Source organism: Streptomyces sp. NBC_00354 (assembly GCF_036106915.1).
In the GTDB taxonomy this organism is placed as follows: Bacteria; Actinomycetota; Actinomycetes; order Streptomycetales; family Streptomycetaceae; genus Streptomyces.
In genome coordinates, this window is the sequence record NZ_CP107983.1 from 6,329,336 (window position 1) to 6,342,152 (window position 12,817).

The window sequence follows — 12,817 nt, forward strand, 5'->3', positions numbered from 1 at the left end:
CGACCTTGCTGAATGGGTGGCCAGGAAGCCGGGGAGGGGTGATCATGAGAAGTCCAGAGCGCACTTCCCATGAGGAGGCACGGGTGGCCGAGACTCTGAAGAAGGGCAGCCGGGTAACCGGCGCCGCGCGCGACAAGCTCGCGGCAGACCTGAAGAAGAAGTACGACTCCGGTGCGAGTATCCGGGCGCTGGCCGAGGAAACCGGCCGGTCCTACGGATTCGTCCACCGGATGCTCAGCGAGTCCGGAGTCGTGCTGCGTGGACGCGGTGGCGCGACGCGTGGCAAGAAGGCGGCTTCGGCCTGACCCGGAACCCTGGCCGTCAGGCCCGGGGCCGGGGTGGAAGACGCTTGCCTGTCCACACCGCGGTTCCTTCGGTGACCCCCGGTCGGCCGTGTGGTCGATCGGGTGGTTACTGTGCAGTCACTTAGGCCGGGATTGCGGCCGACTGCACACCGGAGGCACCAGATGGCTCTGCTCGACAAGGACGGCGTACGGCTCACCGTGGACGACTCGGTCGCCACGGTGACACTGACCAATCCGGCCAAGCGAAACGCTCAGTCCCCCGCGCTCTGGCGGGCGTTGACGGAGGCCGGAAGGTCGCTGCCGGGCACCGTCCGGGTCGTGGTGCTGCGCGGTGAGGGCACGTCCTTCTCCGCCGGACTCGACCGGCAGGCGTTCACCCCCGAAGGTTTCGAGGGTGAGCCGTCCTTCCTCGATCTGGCGCGCGGTTCGGACGAACTGCTCGACTCGACCATCGCCGAGTACCAGGAGGCTTTCACCTGGTGGCGGCGCAACGACATCGTCTCCATCGCCGCCGTGCAAGGGCATGCGATCGGCGCCGGCTTCCAGCTCGCGCTGGCCTGTGACCTTCGGGTGGTCGCGGACGACGTGCAGTTCGCCATGCGCGAGACCAGCCTCGGCCTCGTGCCGGACCTGGCGGGCACGCAGCCGCTGACCTCCCTGGTGGGCTACGCCCGCGCGCTGGAGATCTGCGCGACGGGCCGCTTCGTGCATGCCGAGGAGGCGGAGCGGGTCGGGCTGGCCAACCTGGTCGTGCCCGCCGATGAGCTCGACGCGGCGGTGCAGGACCTCACGACGGCGCTGCTGGCTCCGCCGCGGGATGCCGTGATCGAGACGAAAGCGCTGCTCCGCGAGGCGGTGTCCCGCCCGTACGACGACCAGCGCTCGGCGGAACGCGCCGCCCAGGCCCGCCGCCTCCGCGACCTGGCCGGCCTCTCGGACTGACCTGCGTGCGCGGCGCGGTTGCCGGGGCTCCGCCCCCGGAGCCGCGCCGCACACGCAGGCGGGGCTGATGCGTCAGGGGATCAGGAGAGCCTTGCCCGGGATCCGGCGGGCTTCGATGGCGCGGTGCGCCTCCGCAGCCTCCGCCAGGGGGAACCTCCGCGCGATCACCGGGCGGAGCCGCCCCGCCGCCGCCTCGGCCAGGGCATGGCCCGCCAGGCGGGTGATCTCCGCCGGCGGGAACTGGACCTCCGCGATCCCCCGCAGGGCGATCCCGCGCCGCTCCACCTCCGCCGGGTCCAGCTCCGTGAAGCCGCCACTGGGGGCGCCGTGCGCCGAGACCCTCCCGCCGTCCCGGACCAGCCCGAAGCCGGCCAGGCCCAGCTCACCGCCGACCCCGTCGAGCAGGACGTCCACCGGACCGCCGACCGCCTCGGTCCAGCCCGGTTCCGTGTAGTCCACCGCCCGGTCGGCGCCCAGCTCCCGGACCAGCGCCAGCTTCTGTTCGCCCCGCGCCGCCCCCACCACGTACGCCCCCGCCGCCACCGCCATCTGCACCAGCAGCGTCCCCATCCCGCCGGCCGCGCCCAGGATCAGCACCCGGTCGCCCGGCTTGATCCCGACGCCCAGGACGATGCCCGAGCCGGTCACCCCATCGTGCGCCAGCGCCGCAGCCTCCGCCGATTCCAGCTCTTCCGGGACCGGGACCAGCAGTTCCACCGGGACCCGGACCAGTTCCGCGTACGTCCCCTTCGTACCCGGTGCGGCCACCACCCGGCGGCCCTGCCAGTCCGGGTCCACCCCCTCGCCCACCGCGACGACCGTCCCGGCAGCCGCGCCGCCCGGCACGTACGGCGGGTGGATGCCGAAGGACTCGCCCCAGCCCCCGCGGATCTGGGTCTCCACGTAGATCGTGTCCACGGCCTCGGCCCTGACCACCACCTCGCCCGCCCCCGGGACCGGGTCCGCCAGCTCGACCGGCACCAGGACCTCCGGACCGCCGTACCCGTCCACCCGTATCGCCCGCATGACATCCCCCTCGTTCGACATTCGCATTCGGCATTCGACATTCGGAACGCGCCATGGCCTTTCGGCCTTGATCACTCACCCCACTCTCGGACCTCGACCGTGGTTGAGGTCAAGCGGCGGCAGGAATCCGGTCCCGGCCGACCGGCGTAGTCCCGGCGCGCCGCCGCGGCCGCCCGCTTACCGTGGTGAGGAGTGAGTCCAATCCGCGCGAAGGGACACGCGATGACCGAATCCGCATCCGGGGGCGCCTCCCGCAACCCGGCCGACCGCGGCCGCACCACCATCTCCGACGGGGTGGTCGAGAAGATCGCCGGACTCGCCGCCCGCGAGGTGGTCGGTGTCCATGCCATGGGCAGCGGCAGCGGCCTCGCCCGCACCTTCGGCGCCGTCCGCGACCGCGTCCCCGGCGGGGCGAAGTCGTCCGTCACCCGCGGGGTCAAGGCCGAGGTCGGCGAGGTGCAGACGGCCCTCGACCTGGAGATCGTCGTCGACTACGGCGTGTCGATCCGCGACGTGGCCCGGGCCGTCCGTGAGAACGTCATCTCGGCGGTCGAGCGGATGACGAGCCTGGAAGTCGTCGAGGTCAACATCGCGGTCAGCGACGTCAAGCTCCCCGACGAGCCCGACGAAGAGCCGGAGTCCCGACTCCAGTGAGGGAGCCCGCATGAGGATGGCAGTCGTCGGCCTCTTCGCCGGCATGGCGCTGGCCTTCGCCGGATACTTCGGCGGTTTCGGGGCCTTCCTGCTGGTGGCGGCGCTCGGTGCCATCGGCTTCGTCGTGGGCCGGTTCCTGGAGGGTGACCTGGACCCCGGCGACTTCTTCCGCCCCCGCGATCGCGACAGGTGAGGAGGTCCTGATGAGCACGCCACGGGCGACCCCGCCGCGGGTGCCGCCTGCCGACCGGGGGGCCACCCGGATCGCCGACCGGGTCGTCGCCAAGATCGCGGCCCAGGCCGCCCGGGAGGCGCTCGCCGCGCCGCCGGGCGGGCCGCCGACGGCCGCGGGCCCGGCGACGCGCACCGCCGGGTCCGCCGGGCCGGCCGCCCCGCACGCCACCGTCACCGTGCACCACGACATCGCCCGGGTGCGGGTGAGCCTCGAGCTCGACTACCCCTCCGACCTCGCCGCCCAGTGCGCGGCCGTGCGCCGCCAGGTCGTCCTCCGTATCGAGGAGTGCACCGCCATGTCCGTACCCGAGGTGGACATCGACATCGAGCACCTGCACACCGCGCACACCCCCGGCTCCGCCGTACGGGACCGGAAGCTGCGGTGACGGCGCCCGCTCCCGGCCGGGCCCCGGTCCCGGACCCGGATTCCGGACGGGCCCACGTCGCCCGGTTCCGGTCGGCCCGGCGGGTTCCGGCCGCGCTGACCGCACTGGCCGTGCTCGGGGTGGCGGGCCTGTTCCTCTACGACCTCGCCGCCGTACGGGCCGGCCGTCCCGGGATGGAGTGGCGCCGCGAACTCGCCCGCCAGCTGGAGCGGCACACCCCCGCGGACCCGTGGGTGCTCGTGTGCGCCGGGGCCCTCGCCCTGGCCGGGGCGGTGCTCCTGTTCCTCGCGCTGGCTCCCGGGCTCCGCGGGATCCTGCCGATGCGGCCGGCGGACCCGGACGCCGGGGTACGGGCCGGGCTCGGGCGGAAGGCCGCCGCGCAGGTGCTGCGGGACCGGGCCATGGAGGTGTCCGGGGTGCAGTCGGCGCGGGTCGCTGTGCGCCGGTCCCACGTCGCGGTCCGGGCCGCGTCGCACTTCCGCGAGCTGGACGAGGTAAGGGCCGACCTGGAGGCGGTGCTCGCGGTCGGCATCCGGGAACTGGGCCTCGCACACCCGCCGCAGCCGCGGGTACGGGTCACCCGGGCCGCCGTCGGGAAGAGGTGAGGGGATGCTCGGGACGGTGAACCGGATCCTGCTCGGGATCATCGGCCTCGTGCTGCTGGCGGCCGGGGCGGCGCTGCTGACGGCGTTCCGGCCGCTCGGCGGCCGCCACGAGCCGCTGCTGACATCGGAGACCCGGCAGCAGTACTGGCATGCCGAGGGCTGGTGGTGGTGGGCGGTGCTCGCCGGGCTCGGGGTCTGCGTGGTGCTCGCGCTGTGGTGGCTGCTGGCCCAGCTGCGGCGTCCGCGGCTGGGCGCGCTGGTGGTGGACACCGGGGACGGGGCGTTCGCGGTGCTGCGGGGGCGGGCGCTGGAGGAGGCGGTGGCCGCCGAGGCGGGGGCGCTGGACGGGGTTGCCCGGTGCAGCGTCGCACTGGGCGGGCGGCAGGGGAGACGCGGCCGGCGCGGTGCGCCCAGGCTGCAGGTGGAACTGGAGCTGGAGCCGCATGCCGTCCCGGCCGATGCACTGGCCGCGCTGGCCGGGCCGGTGCTGAACCACGCCCGCGGGTCGGCGGGTCTCCCCGGACTCCTCGCGGAGGCCCGCTTCCGGATCACCTCGCACCGGGCCCGCCGCGTCACCTGACGGCGGGCCCGGGGGACTCAGAAGCCGCGCCGGAAGCCGCCGTCGACCGGGAGCATGATGCCCGTCAGGTACGAGGCCGCGGGCGACAGCAGGAACGCCGCCGAGCGGCCGAACTCCTCCGGGGTGCCGTAGCGCCGCAGCGGAATGCCGGATTCATTGGCCGCGCGGGCCGCCTCGGCGTCGCCCGACAGTGCGTCGAGCTCGCGGACGCGGTCGGTGTCGATCCGGGCCGGCAGCAGCCCGACCACGCGGATGCCGCGCGGCCCGAGCTCCACCGACAGGGACTTGGCGAAGCCCGCCAGCCCCGGCCGCAGGCCGTTGGAGATGGTCAGGCCCGGGATCGGCTCGTGGACCGAGCCCGACAGGACGAAGCCGATGACCCCGCCCTCGCCCAGCTCGGCCGCCGCCGCGCGGGCCAGGCGCACGGCGCCCAGGAAGACCGCTTCGAACGCCGCGGCCCACTGCTCGTCGGTGTTGCTCGCCGCCGAACCGGGGGCGGGGCCGCCGACGCTGATGAGGATGCCGTCGAAGCGGCCGAAGCGTTCCTTCGCGGTGGCGACGAGCGCGGCCGCCGCCTCCGGGTCGGCGTTGTCCGCGGCGACCCCCACCGCGTTCGGACCCAGCGAGGCCGCCGCTTCGGCGGCGCGCGCCGCGTCGCGGCCCGTCACGATCACCTTCGCGCCGTCCGCCGCCAGTTCGCGCGCGGAGGCGAAGCCCAGGCCACGGGTGGCTCCGGTGACGACGTAGACGCGGTCTTTCAGTCCAAGATCCATGCCCGACACGCTACGCCGTCGGCGCCGGCTCCCGCTCGGGGGTGGCGCCGGCCGCCGCAGCCGCCGCGCGGTCGCGCTTCTCGCGCCGTACGAGGACCAGCCAGCCCACCGGCACCGACGCGGCGAACAGCCACCACTGCACGGCGTACGCCATGTGCGGGCCGATCGAGTCGTGGTCGGGATCGGCGACCATCTCCGGGCTGCCGCCCGCCGGGGCCGGGGCGGTGAGCTCCAGGTAGCCGCCGAGGACGGGCTTGCCCAGGTACTCCGCCTGCTGGGCGCTGTTGATCAGCATCACCTGGCGGTCCGGCAGGCCCTTGCGGTCCTTGATGCCGCTGCCGCCGCTCGTCTCGTCGGCCTTCAGCCGCCCGGTGAGCGTGACCTCGCCCGCGGGCGCGGCCGGCACCGGCGGGTACGCGCGCGGGTCGTCGCCGCCGGCCACCCAGCCGCGGTTGACCAGCACCACCCGGCCGTCGGCCAGCACCAGCGGGGTCAGGACGTGGAAGCCGACCTTGTCGTCGTTGTCGGTGCGCATCCGTACGACGACCTCGTGCGCGGTGTCGTACGTCCCGGTGGCGGTGACGGCACGCCAGAAGTCGGCCCGCGGGACCCGGTGGCCGGGGGAGGTCACCTCGGTCATCGCAACCGGCTTCGCGGACAGGTTCGACGCGATCAGCTCGTTCTGGGCGACCCGGTGCTCGTGGCGGTGGTACTGCCAGAACCCCAGCTTGATCATCGCGGGGATGAGGGCGAGGGCGACGAGGGTGAGGCACACCCATTGCCGGGTCAGCACAAAGCGGTACACGCCCACGACGGTACCCCCAGCCGGGAAGACCCCGGTGGCCGGGTGGCCGTCCGGGGTCGGGAAGGGGAACGGGGGAGGGAAACCGGGGGAGCGTCACACGGAGGGTCGGATGACCGGACGGCCGGAGGGTCACACGCGGTCGACGATGCCCACCTTCCCTTCCGCGCGGGCGCAGTGCGCCCCGCAGAACCACTGGCCCTCGACCTCGACGCCCTGCCCGATGATCTGCACACGGCAGTGTTCGCAGATGGGCGCCATGCGGTGGATGGCGCAGGAGAAGCAGTCGAAGACGTGCACGCTGCCCTGCGCGTGCACTTCGAAGGACATGCCGTAATCGTTTCCGCAGACCTCACAACGTGCCATGCGCCACAGGGTGGGACCGGACGGGCGAACGCGGAAGCGGGTGCCGGGCGAGTCGCCCGACGCTCACCCGTCTGCCGCAGCCACGTCCCGCAGCAGTTGGGTGAAGGCCGCCTCGTCGACCACCGGCGTACCGAAGGACTTCGCCTTGACCGTCTTGGAGGTGGCCGAGTCGGGGTCGTTCGTCACGAGCAGGCTCGTGAGCCGCGACACACTCGTCGCGACGTGCAGACCCGCCTCGATCGCCCGGTCCTCCAGCAGCTCCCGGTCCACCGAGGTGTCACCCGAGAAGGCGATCCGCATGCCCTGCTTCAGCGGTTTGCCGTCCTCGAAGCGCCCCGGGTTCGGGTGCGGGCACGGCGGCCGCTTGCGCGAGGGCCGCCAGCTGCCGCTCCCGTACGAGGCCTGCTGCCCGATCCGCGGGGTGACGGGGGAGTCCGACCATTCCGTCAGCGGCCGGCATTCCAGCAGGGGCAGCCGTACGCCGTCCCGCGCGGCGGCGTGCAGCGACGGGCGGAACGCCTCCGCGAGCACGCGGGCGTCGTCGAGCGCGTGGTGGGCGCGCTGCTGGACCACGCCGAAGTGCGCGGCGAGCGACTCCAGCTTGTGGTTGGGCAGCGGGAGGTTCAGCTCTTTCGACAGGGCGATGGTGCACAGCCGCTGACGGACCGGTGCGGTCCCGGCGGCCCGCGCGTACTCGCGGGCGATCATCTGCCAGTCGAAGATGGCGTTGTGCGCGACCAGCACCCGGTCCGCGAGCCGGCCCGCGAACTCCTCGGCGATGTCCTTGAAGAGCGGCGCGTCCTGGAGCATGTCGCTGGTGAGCCCGTGGATCCAGACCGGCCCCGGGTCCCGCAGGGGGTTGACCAGGGTGTACCAGTGGTCCTCCACATTGCCCTGCGCGTCGAGCCGGTAGACGGCGGCGGAGATTATCCGGTCGTCGCGAGCGAGCCCGGTCGTCTCCACGTCGACGACCGCGTACCCCTCGGGGTACGCGGTCGGCCACGTCGTCTCTGCGGTCGTACGGTCGTCGAGCATGGTCACAGAGGATATCGGCACGGACTGACACCCGTGGCCCGATGGGCTGTCAGCGGTCGCCGTCCGCCCCTCCCCCCGGCGCCGTGCCGAGGCCGCCCGCCGCGAGCTGTTCGAGCCCGCAGGCGTCAACAAGCCGCGCCCCGGGCCAGGAGGGTGTGGACAAGGGCCCGTACGGACAGCAGGAACAGCCTTTCCGGATCCGCCGGGCGGGCCAGGGCGCGGGCGAGTTCCGGGTCGTCGGGGGCGGCGGTGGGGTCCCAGAGGTCGCTCTCGGCGGGGGACTGGGCGGGGGAGCGCTCGCGGTTGCGCTCCACGAGCAGGAAGCCGACGATCTGGAACTGGACCGCGCGCACCGCGTCGGCGGCCCGGGCCCCGCGCAGCCCGGCCGCGTGCACCTCGTGGACCAGGGCCTGCTGGGCGGGCAGGAACATCCGCTCGGTGAGCCCGCGTTCGTGGACCATCGCGATCAGGTGCGGCCGCTCGCGCAGTTCGCGGCGCAGGATCCGCGCCACGGAGAGGATCCGCTCGGTGGGGGTGCGGCCGGCCGGCCGGATCGCGCCCATGTCCTGGACGGTCCGCTCCACGAGGGCGTCGAGCAGTGATTCGCGGTTGCCGACGTGCCAGTAGATGGACGTGACCGCGGTGCCCAGCTCGGCGGCGAGTTTGCGCATGGTGAGGGCGGCCGGGCCGTGCTGCTTGACCAGGCGGGCGGCCGCCTCCAGTACCTCGTCGCGGGTGAGCGTGGTTCTGGCCATGGCCGTCCCGCCAATCTGTCGGATCGTCAGTTCTGGTCCGTGCAGGGGTCTTTACCCTTCATCGGTGGCGGTGTAACTGTGTTACAGAACCGATCCGCTCAAGACGAGGGATGGTGCGAGACATGGCACGCGTACGGTACGGAGCGCGCACCGAGGCCGAGATCACGGCGTCGCGCGAGAAGAGCGCCAAGCTCCCCGACATCTGGTCCACCGGTGTGGTGGCGGTCTGGGAGAGCGACCCGGACGTGGTGGCGGCGGTCCTGCCGCCGCCGCTCAAGCCCGCCGAGCGGCCCCTCGTACGGGCCAACATCAGCAAGGTCGACCTGCCCGGCTACCCCCTCGGCGCCGGCTCGGTGGCCGTCGCCGCCCAGCACGCCGGGGTCGAGGGCTGGTACCCGCTGGTCATGCCGATGACCCACGAGCGGGCCCTGATCGGCGGCCGGGAGGTCTTCGGCGAGCCGAAGAAGCTGGGCGAGGTCGGCGTCGAGCGCGACGGCCTCGTCGTACGGGCCTCCCTGGCCCGGCACGGGATCGCCTTCGTGGAGGTGCGCGGGGCGGTGGACCGCGCGCTGCCGCTGCCCGAGCCCGCCGCCAAGACCGACTTCTACTTCAAGTTCCTTCCGGCGGTGGACGGTTCGGGCTTCGACGCCGACCCGGTGCTCGTCCACGTCACCCGCAACGAGAAGGTCCGCAAGCTGGAGCACATCACCGGTGACGTGGTGCTGCGCGAGTCGATGTTCGACCCCGTCGCCGACCTCCCCGTACGCCGGATCGTGGAGATCACCATCGGCGAGAAGACCACCGACCAGAAGGGCCGCGTCGTCGAGCGGGTCAGCGCCCAGGCCCTCCTCCCGTACATCCACCAGCGCTACGACGACCCGATGCAGATCCTCGACGGCCCGCCCGAGGGGAGCGTCTGATGCGGCTCGAGCCGGGACAGGTGGCCGTCGTCACCGGCGCCGCCGGCGGTATCGGCCTGGCCATGGCCCGCCGCTTCGCCACCGAGGGGCTGAAGGTCGTCCTCGCCGACGTGGAGGAGGGCGCCCTGCGCAAGGCCGCCGACGAGCTGGCCGCCGACGGAGCCCAGGTACTGGCCCGGCTCGTCGACGTCAGCGACCGCGAGTCCGTGATCGCGCTGGCCGACGCCGCGTACGACACCTTCGGCGCCGTGCACGTGCTCTGCAACAACGCGGGCGTCGGCTCCGGCGCCGAGGGCCGGATGTGGGAGCACGAGCCCAACGACTGGAAGTGGGCCTTCTCCGTCAACGTCTGGGGCGTCTTCCACGGCATCCAGGCCTTCGTCCCCCGCATGATCGCGGCCGGCGGCCCCGGCCACGTCGTCAACACCTCCTCCGGCGACGGCGGCATCGCCCCGCTGCCCACCGCCTCCGTCTACGCCGTCACCAAGGCGGCCGTGGTCACCATGACCGAGTCGCTGTACGCCCACCTCAAGGCGGAGGGCGCGGCCGTCGGCGCCTCCGTCCTCTTCCCCGGCCCGCACATGCTGCGCACCGGACTGTGGGAGTCGCACCGCAACCGGCCCGAGCGGTACGCGAAGGAGCGGCCGCGCAAGTCCCCTTACCGCAGCCTCGACCAGTACGAGGCCGCGATGAAGAAGGCCGGCCACGAGGTGGACTTCACCCCGGTCGAGGAGGTCGCCGAGCACGTCGTCGACGGCATCCGCGCCGACCGCTTCTGGATGCTCCCGGCGAGCGAGCACAGCGACCGGCAGATCCGCGCCCGGTCGCAGTCGATGCTCGACCGCGCCGACCCCGCCTACCTGGAGAGCTTCATCCTCGACTGAGGAGCGTTTGCAGTGAGTGAGACCGTGAGCGACAGCACGTACGAAGACCCGTACCTGATCATCTCCTCCGACTGCCACGCGGGCCTGCCCACCGAGCAGTACCGCCCGTACCTCGACTCCCGATTCCACCGCCGGTTCGACGAGTTCCTCGGCCAGCAGGGCGCCCGCCGCGCCGAGGCCACCCGCCTCGGCGTCCGCAACGAGGCCTTCGCCGAGAAGTGGTTCCACGACCACGAGGAAGGCCTCAAGGGCGGCTGGGACACGGCGCAGCGCCTGAAGGAACTCGACGGCGACGGGGTGGCCGCCGAGGTCGTCTTCCCGGACGCCGACGCCGTGGACAGCCAGACCGCCGCCCCCTTCGGCGTGGGCCTCGGGCTCTCCGGAGACCAGGACCCCGAGCTCGGCATGGCGGGCGCGCAGGCGCACAACCGCTGGCTGGCGGAGTTCGTCTCCGGGACCCCCGAGCGGCACTGCGGGGTCGCCCTGCTGCCCATCACGGGCGAGCCCTCGAAGGTCGTCGCCGAGGTCCACCGGGCCAAGGAGTCGGGGCTCGGCGCGTTGATGATCCCCGCGATGTGGGTGGACAAGGCGCCGTACCACGACCGCCGCTACGACCCCGTCTGGGCCGCCGCGGCCGAGACGCAGATGCCGATCGTCACCCACTCGGGCTCCTCGCCCCGCCACGAGTACGGCGACCACCTGGGCATCTTCGTCTCCGAGGTCACCTGGTGGCCGGCCCGCCCACTGTGGTTCCTGCTCTGGTCCGGGGTCTTCGAGCGGCACCCGGGCCTGAAGTTCGGCGTCGCCGAATCGGGCTGCTGGTGGCTGCCGAACCAGCTGTGGTTCATGGACCGGCTGTACCTGGGTGCGCACGGCGGCAAGAAGCTGTCGCCGTTCGAGGAGCTCAAGCGCCCGCCGAGCGAGTACCTGGACCGCCAGGTGTTCATCTGCGCGACGAACACCAAGCGGCGCGAACTCGCGCAGCGCTACGAGATCGGAGTGGACAACATCCTGTGGGGCTCGGACTTCCCGCACCCCGAAGGCACCTGGCCGGACACCCGGACCTGGCTGAAGAACACCTTCCACGACATCCCGGTCGGCGAGACCCGCCGGATGCTGGGCCTGGCCGCGGCGGACGTCTTCGGCTTCGACACGCAGAAGCTGGCCCCGGTCGCCCGCCGGATCGGCCCGACCCCGGCGGAGCTGGGCCAGCCGGCCGACCAGGATTCCGTGGAGTCCTCGTGGGCCCGCTCGCGGGAGACGGGCCGCCACTGGCTGACGGGCCACGACTTCCCGGTCCTGGGGGTGTCCTGATGGCGGACCGTTACACGGTCGTCTCGGCGGACTGCCACGCGGGCGCGGACCTGCTGGACTACAAGCCGTACCTGGAGAAGCGGCACCACGACGAGTTCGACGCCTGGGCCGCCACGTACGTGAATCCGTACGAGGACCTCCTCGCGGACACCGCGGACCGCAACTGGAACTCCGCGCGCCGGCTGTCCGAGCTCGAGGCGGACGGCATCGTGGCCGAGGTCCTCTTCCCCAACACCATCCCGCCGTTCTTTCCCAAGGCCTCGCTGATGGCCCAGCCTCCGACGGCCGGGGAGTACACGCTGCGCTGGGCGGGGCTCCAGGCCCACAACCGCTGGCTGGCGGACTTCTGCGCGGACGCACCGGGCCGGAGGGCCGGGGTGGTGCAGATCCTCCTCAACGACGTGGACGCGGCGGTGAAGGAGATCCGCCGCACGAGGGAGGCGGGCCTGACGGGTGGCATCCTGCTGCCCGGCGTCCCGCCCGGCTCGTCGGTCCCCGAGCTGTACTCGGCCGCGTACGACCCGATCTGGGCGGTGTGCGACGAGCTGGACGTCCCGGTCAACCACCACGGCGGCTCGGCGTCCCCGCCGCTCGGCGACGAACCGGCCGCCCGGGCCGTCTTCATGGTCGAGACGACCTGGTTCTCGCACCGCGCCCTGTGGCACCTCATCTTCGGCGGCGCCTTCCGCCGCCACCCCGGCCTGAAGCTGGTCCTGACGGAGCAGGGTTCCGGCTGGATCCCTGGGGTCGTGGAGATGCTGGACTACTACCACGGCCGCCTGGTCGCGGCGTCGGCCACGGCGGAGGCCAAGTTCGGGGCGGGCCTGGCGGAGTCCATGGGCAAGGGCCCGAGCGAGGTCTGGCGGGACAACTGCTTCGTGGGGGCGAGCTTCATGCGCCCCCACGAGGTCCCGCTGCGGGAGCGGATCGGCCTCGACAAGATCATGTGGGGCAGCGACTACCCCCACGACGAGGGCACCACCCCGTTCTCCCGCGAGGGCCTGCGCATCGCGTACGCAGGCCTCCCGAGGGAGGAGGTCGCCGCGATGGTCGGCGGCAACGCGGCCCGCGTGTACGGCTTCGACCTGCCCCTGCTGGACGCGGTGGCCGCGAAGCACGGCCCCTTGGTCTCGGAGATCGCCGAGCCGCTGACCGAGATCCCCCCCGAGGCCACGAGCCCGGCCTTCGCCCGGGGAGGCTCGGTCCGCGTCTGGTGAACCGGTGACCGGCTCCCGC

17 protein-coding genes are annotated in these 12,817 nt (G+C 73.0%); 11 read left to right on the plus strand and 6 right to left on the minus strand.

Going from position 1 to position 12,817, the window contains the following annotated elements:
• Window positions 1–83 precede the first annotated feature (83 nt).
• The gene (locus OHT74_RS29020) at window positions 84–305 is read left to right on the plus strand and encodes a helix-turn-helix domain-containing protein (protein ID WP_005319113.1); all 222 of its coding nucleotides are present in this window, start codon (window positions 84–86) and stop codon (window positions 303–305) included.
• 162 nt (window positions 306–467) lie between these two features.
• Window positions 468–1,247, plus strand: coding sequence for an enoyl-CoA hydratase/isomerase family protein (locus OHT74_RS29025; protein ID WP_266668280.1), 780 nt, complete (start codon window positions 468–470; stop codon window positions 1,245–1,247).
• A 72-nt stretch (window positions 1,248–1,319) separates the two neighbouring features.
• Here the strand turns inward: OHT74_RS29025 and OHT74_RS29030 are convergent, their stop codons facing one another.
• Entirely contained in the window at window positions 1,320–2,273 is a 954-nt protein-coding gene (locus OHT74_RS29030) for a zinc-binding dehydrogenase (RefSeq protein WP_328621823.1), read from the minus strand.
• Window positions 2,274–2,495: 222 nt separating this feature from the next.
• On the opposite strand from OHT74_RS29030, the gene OHT74_RS29035 reads away from it, so the two are divergent.
• From OHT74_RS29035 to amaP, 5 genes are read left to right on the plus strand one after another with little or no spacing between them, the layout of a single operon-like run.
• Entirely contained in the window at window positions 2,496–2,927 is a 432-nt protein-coding gene (locus OHT74_RS29035; protein ID WP_266668284.1) for an Asp23/Gls24 family envelope stress response protein, read from the plus strand.
• A 10-nt stretch (window positions 2,928–2,937) separates the two neighbouring features.
• Complete coding sequence (locus OHT74_RS29040; protein WP_328621824.1) at window positions 2,938–3,120, plus strand: hypothetical protein; 183 nt, start codon at window positions 2,938–2,940, stop codon at window positions 3,118–3,120.
• A 10-nt stretch (window positions 3,121–3,130) separates the two neighbouring features.
• Window positions 3,131–3,547: a hypothetical protein gene (locus OHT74_RS29045; RefSeq protein ID WP_328621825.1), complete on the plus strand. Its 417-nt coding sequence runs from the start codon at window positions 3,131–3,133 to the stop codon at window positions 3,545–3,547.
• The gene (locus OHT74_RS29050; RefSeq protein ID WP_328621826.1) at window positions 3,544–4,152 is read left to right on the plus strand and encodes a DUF6286 domain-containing protein; all 609 of its coding nucleotides are present in this window, start codon (window positions 3,544–3,546) and stop codon (window positions 4,150–4,152) included. Before OHT74_RS29045 ends, OHT74_RS29050 begins: the two co-directional genes overlap by 4 nt.
• Window positions 4,153–4,156: 4 nt before the next feature.
• Complete coding sequence (gene amaP, locus OHT74_RS29055) at window positions 4,157–4,732, plus strand: alkaline shock response membrane anchor protein AmaP (RefSeq protein WP_328621827.1); 576 nt, start codon at window positions 4,157–4,159, stop codon at window positions 4,730–4,732.
• 17 nt (window positions 4,733–4,749) lie between these two features.
• Here the strand turns inward: amaP and OHT74_RS29060 are convergent, their stop codons facing one another.
• The 5 genes from OHT74_RS29060 to OHT74_RS29080 form a co-directional block, all read right to left on the minus strand.
• Entirely contained in the window at window positions 4,750–5,505 is a 756-nt protein-coding gene (locus OHT74_RS29060; RefSeq protein ID WP_266668292.1) for an SDR family oxidoreductase, read from the minus strand.
• A gap of 10 nt (window positions 5,506–5,515) precedes the next feature.
• Complete coding sequence (locus OHT74_RS29065; protein WP_266668294.1) at window positions 5,516–6,310, minus strand: SURF1 family cytochrome oxidase biogenesis protein; 795 nt, start codon at window positions 6,308–6,310, stop codon at window positions 5,516–5,518.
• A 129-nt stretch (window positions 6,311–6,439) separates the two neighbouring features.
• Window positions 6,440–6,673 carry a hypothetical protein gene (locus tag OHT74_RS29070; protein WP_078613516.1) on the minus strand — a complete coding sequence of 78 codons (234 nt, stop codon included), beginning with the start codon at window positions 6,671–6,673 and terminating at the stop codon, window positions 6,440–6,442.
• Window positions 6,674–6,736: 63 nt separating this feature from the next.
• Window positions 6,737–7,714 carry a DEDDh family exonuclease gene (locus OHT74_RS29075; RefSeq protein WP_266673146.1) on the minus strand — a complete coding sequence of 326 codons (978 nt, stop codon included), beginning with the start codon at window positions 7,712–7,714 and terminating at the stop codon, window positions 6,737–6,739.
• A 119-nt stretch (window positions 7,715–7,833) separates the two neighbouring features.
• A complete protein-coding gene (locus tag OHT74_RS29080; RefSeq protein ID WP_266668296.1) occupies window positions 7,834–8,463 on the minus strand; it encodes a TetR/AcrR family transcriptional regulator in 630 nt (209 codons plus the stop codon).
• 122 nt (window positions 8,464–8,585) lie between these two features.
• Here OHT74_RS29080 and OHT74_RS29085 point away from each other — a divergent pair, with 122 nt between their 5' ends.
• Genes OHT74_RS29085 through OHT74_RS29100 form a run of 4 tightly spaced genes read left to right on the plus strand, consistent with a single transcriptional unit; the run spans window position 8,586 to window position 12,798 of the window.
• On the plus strand, window positions 8,586–9,383 hold the full coding sequence (locus OHT74_RS29085; RefSeq protein ID WP_266668298.1) for an acetoacetate decarboxylase family protein: 798 nt from the start codon (window positions 8,586–8,588) through the stop codon (window positions 9,381–9,383).
• Window positions 9,383–10,267: an SDR family NAD(P)-dependent oxidoreductase gene (locus tag OHT74_RS29090; RefSeq protein ID WP_328621828.1), complete on the plus strand. Its 885-nt coding sequence runs from the start codon at window positions 9,383–9,385 to the stop codon at window positions 10,265–10,267. Before OHT74_RS29085 ends, OHT74_RS29090 begins: the two co-directional genes overlap by 1 nt.
• Before the next feature lie 24 nt (window positions 10,268–10,291).
• The gene (locus OHT74_RS29095) at window positions 10,292–11,581 is read left to right on the plus strand and encodes an amidohydrolase family protein (RefSeq protein WP_266673148.1); all 1,290 of its coding nucleotides are present in this window, start codon (window positions 10,292–10,294) and stop codon (window positions 11,579–11,581) included.
• Window positions 11,581–12,798, plus strand: a complete 1,218-nt coding sequence (locus tag OHT74_RS29100; protein ID WP_328621829.1) for an amidohydrolase family protein — start codon at window positions 11,581–11,583, stop codon at window positions 12,796–12,798. Before OHT74_RS29095 ends, OHT74_RS29100 begins: the two co-directional genes overlap by 1 nt.
• The last annotated feature ends 19 nt before the right edge of the window (window positions 12,799–12,817 follow it).

What these genes read in the sequence shown, in the direction of transcription:
- OHT74_RS29040 (WP_328621824.1), top strand. Translation starts at nt 2,938, where the DNA reads ATGAGGATGGCAGTCGTCGGCCTCTTCGCCGGCATGGCGCTGGCCTTC.
- OHT74_RS29030 (WP_328621823.1), bottom strand. Translation starts at nt 2,273, where the DNA reads ATGCGGGCGATACGGGTGGACGGGTACGGCGGTCCGGAGGTCCTGGTG.
- OHT74_RS29025 (WP_266668280.1), top strand. Translation starts at nt 468, where the DNA reads ATGGCTCTGCTCGACAAGGACGGCGTACGGCTCACCGTGGACGACTCG.
- OHT74_RS29100 (WP_328621829.1), top strand. Translation starts at nt 11,581, where the DNA reads ATGGCGGACCGTTACACGGTCGTCTCGGCGGACTGCCACGCGGGCGCG.
- OHT74_RS29080 (WP_266668296.1), bottom strand. Translation starts at nt 8,463, where the DNA reads ATGGCCAGAACCACGCTCACCCGCGACGAGGTACTGGAGGCGGCCGCC.
- OHT74_RS29090 (WP_328621828.1), top strand. Translation starts at nt 9,383, where the DNA reads ATGCGGCTCGAGCCGGGACAGGTGGCCGTCGTCACCGGCGCCGCCGGC.
- OHT74_RS29045 (WP_328621825.1), top strand. Translation starts at nt 3,131, where the DNA reads ATGAGCACGCCACGGGCGACCCCGCCGCGGGTGCCGCCTGCCGACCGG.
- OHT74_RS29060 (WP_266668292.1), bottom strand. Translation starts at nt 5,505, where the DNA reads ATGGATCTTGGACTGAAAGACCGCGTCTACGTCGTCACCGGAGCCACC.
- OHT74_RS29085 (WP_266668298.1), top strand. Translation starts at nt 8,586, where the DNA reads ATGGCACGCGTACGGTACGGAGCGCGCACCGAGGCCGAGATCACGGCG.
- OHT74_RS29035 (WP_266668284.1), top strand. Translation starts at nt 2,496, where the DNA reads ATGACCGAATCCGCATCCGGGGGCGCCTCCCGCAACCCGGCCGACCGC.
- OHT74_RS29070 (WP_078613516.1), bottom strand. Translation starts at nt 6,673, where the DNA reads ATGGCACGTTGTGAGGTCTGCGGAAACGATTACGGCATGTCCTTCGAA.
- amaP (WP_328621827.1), top strand. Translation starts at nt 4,157, where the DNA reads ATGCTCGGGACGGTGAACCGGATCCTGCTCGGGATCATCGGCCTCGTG.